Raw genomic sequence first — 2984 nt, 5'->3', positions numbered from 1 at the left:
GCGCCATGCGCCCGGCCGGCTCAGACGAGGCCGGCCTGGTGGGCCAGGACGGCGAGCTGGGCTCGGTCCCGCGCCGCCAGTTTCACCATCACCCGGCTCACGTGGGTGCGGGCCGTCGCCGGACTGATCACCAGTTGGGCGGCGATCTCGTCGTTGGACAGCCCGTGGCCGACGAGGCTCATCACCTCGCGTTCCCGCACGGTTAGCCCGCGCAGCTCCGGGGCGGCGACGGCGGCTGGCCGGCGGGCGAAGGCCTCGATGACGAGCCGGGTCACCGTCGGGGAGAGCAGGGACTCGCCCGCGGCGACGACCCGGATCGCCCGCAGCAGGTCGGCGGGCTCGGTGTCCTTGAGCACGAAGCCCGAGGCGCCGCCCCGCAACGCCTCGAAGACGTATTCGTCCAGCTCAAAGGTGGTGACCATGACGACCCGGGTGGCGGCCAGGCCGGGATCCTCGACGATCGTCCGCAGCGCCGCCAGCCCGTCGAGAACCGGCATGCGGATGTCGAGCAGCACGACGTCGGGTCGGGTGGCGCGGACGAGCTCGACCGCGGCCCGGCCGTCCTCGGCCTCGCCGACGAGCTCCAGATCGTCCTCGGTCTCGATGAGTACCCGCAGCCCGAGCCGCACCAGCGGCTGGTCGTCGGCCACCGCCACCCGGATCACGAGCGCGTCACCCGGCCGGGGAGCGTCCGGCCGCCGCCGGTGTGCACCGGAAGCTCGGCCCGGACCTGCCAACCGCCGGCCTGGACCGGTCCGGCGGTGAGGCTTCCGCCGAGCTCCGCGGCCCGCTCCCGCAGCCCGGTGAGCCCGTGGCCGGTCGAGGTCGGCCAGCCGTGCGGCTCGCCGGGGAGCGGCGGGGAGCGGCGGGGGCGCGGCCGTGCCCGGCTGGTCGGTGACGTCGACGACGAGCCGGCCGCCGATGATCCCCATGGTGACGCGCACTCGTACTCCGTTCGGCTCCCCGTGCCGGAGCACGTTGGTCAGCGACTCCTGAATGATGCGGTAGGCCGCCAGATCGAGGTCCGCCGGCAGGCCCGTGAGATCCCGGGAGTCTCCCTGCGTGACGAGCTCGACGGGCACCCCGCAGAGCCGGACCTCGCGCAGCAGGCTCGGGAGTCGGCCGAGTCCCGTCAACGGGGTCCTGGGCGGCTCGTCATGCGCCTCGCGGGCCCTGCCGGTCCCCTCCGGGGTATCCGTCGAGGACGTGGCAGCGGCAGCAGCGGTGGTGGCAGCAGCAGCGGTGGCAGTGGTGGCATTGGCAGCGGCGGCGCTGGTGGCAGCGGCGGCGGTGACGTCGTCCGCGGCCGGGTCCGCCCGCCGGCCGGCCCGGGTGAGCGCCAGGGTGGCCCACAGCTCGTCCAGCGCGTCGACGCTCGTCCGGCGGATGGCCTCCAGGGCCACCTGGGCCTGCTCGGGACGCCGGTCCAGCACATGCAGCGCCACCGCGGCCTGCAGGGAGATAATGGACAGGCTGTGGCCCACGACATCGTGAACCTCGCGAGCCATCCGCAGCCGTTCCTGTTCGATCCGGCGGCGGGTCGCCTCCTCCTTGGCCTGCGCAGAGGCGATGCGGTTGAGTCTGATCAGGGCGCCCACGAACGCGGGAACGGTGCAGGATGCGGCCGTCCCGATCATCGCGATGGCGAACTTCCAGCCGCCGTCGGCGTATCCCCGCAGCAGCGCGACGACCGAGCCGAGGAAGATCAGTAGAACGCAGACCCCCACGGCTCGGCTCGTCGTCCGCTGGTCGTGGCGCAGCCCGACCGCGAGCCCGGCCACGATCACGGGAAAGAACGCGGGGCCGCGCGGGTAGCCGGCGCCGAGGTAGCCGCCGAGGAGCAGGCTCGTGGCCACGAGCATGGCCAACGGGGCCCGGCGGCGCAGGGGGATGGCGGCGGCCAGCAGGGCGAGCAGCACGTAGGCGAAGGCATCCAACGGCCGGGAGGGGGGCACCTGGTCGGCACCCGCCTCCCCGGAACCGCGGAGCAACGCCGCCGCGGTGAATGCGGTGAACAGGACGTCACCGATCACCGGGAAGATGCCGCGCCTGGCCTCCATCTCTCCGACGGTAGCGAGCCGCCGTCGTGCCGACATCCGCCACTGGACGTATCCCGCGTACGGGCCGGGACGCAGCCGGGAGGAGGAAGCGCCCGGCCGGTGGTCGATCGGTTTCGACGTGTCCTTGTGGTGTCCTTGTTACGGGCTGTGTCCTTGTTACGGTTACGCTGCGGCCTAAGGGCTCACGACGGCCGGTGGCGGGGAGGTGCCAGGCGGGTGATCCTCGCGATCGAAGGCGTCGACGGCGCGGGCAAGAACACGCTGACCGGGCGGCTGGTCGCTCGCCTCACCGCCGCCGGCCGCAGCGTCGCGACGCTCGCCTATCCCCGCTATGCGACCGAGCCTCTCGGCCCGGCGGTGCGCGGCCTGCTGGCCGGCGATCCGTGGCTCGCGCCGCTCGCGGCCTCTCCCCGGTCGAGCGCGATGATGTTCGCGCTCGACCGGGCCAACTCCCGTCCCGAACTCGACGCCCTCGTCCGCACGCATGATCTGGTGATCATCGATCGTTACGTGGCGTCGAACGCGGCGTACGGCGCGGCGCGGCTGCCGGCCACCGAGCGGGAGAGCTTTCCCGCCTGGATCGCCGAGCTGGAACTCGGCGCGCTCGCGCTGCCGGTGCCCGATCTCCAGGTCCTGCTGCGGATCCCGGTGGGGACGGCGCGGGCGGGTACGCTCGCCCGCGCCGGGGCCGACCGGGGCCGGGCGCTGGACACCTTCGAGTCCGACGACGGGCTGCAGGAGCGGTGCGCGCGGATGTACGAGGAGTTGGCGGCCCGGAGCTGGGTCTCCCCGTGGCTGGTGGTGGACCGGGAGACCGGTGTCGACACGATCTGCGAACACCTCACCACCCGGTAGGGACGCTACGGGCAGTGAGACCATCCCGGATTTCCCGGATTTCTGGGTTATGGGGACGTAATGAAGTAA

2 protein-coding genes and 1 pseudogene are annotated in these 2984 nt (G+C 73.1%); 1 reads left to right on the top strand and 2 read right to left on the bottom strand.

Annotated elements, in window-relative coordinates:
* Positions 1-20: 20 nt before the first annotated feature.
* Together ACY5KJ_RS19305 and ACY5KJ_RS19300 are read right to left on the bottom strand one after the other, a co-directional pair.
* Complete coding sequence (locus ACY5KJ_RS19305; RefSeq protein ID WP_462204032.1) at positions 21-665, bottom strand: response regulator; 645 nt, start codon at positions 663-665, stop codon at positions 21-23.
* Between the two features lie 729 nt (positions 666-1394).
* Positions 1395-1508: pseudogene (locus tag ACY5KJ_RS19300) on the bottom strand (histidine kinase dimerization/phosphoacceptor domain-containing protein); the annotation flags it as partial.
* Between the two features lie 768 nt (positions 1509-2276).
* Between ACY5KJ_RS19300 and ACY5KJ_RS19295 the strand changes: the two are divergent.
* Positions 2277-2915, top strand: a complete 639-nt coding sequence (locus ACY5KJ_RS19295; protein ID WP_462204031.1) for a dTMP kinase — start codon at positions 2277-2279, stop codon at positions 2913-2915.
* The last annotated feature ends 69 nt before the right edge of the window (positions 2916-2984 follow it).

The sequence above is a fragment of the Frankia sp. CcWB3 genome (assembly GCF_977927595.1).
Note: the sequence above shows the minus strand (reverse complement) of the source record. Positions and strands in the feature narration are given on the sequence as shown.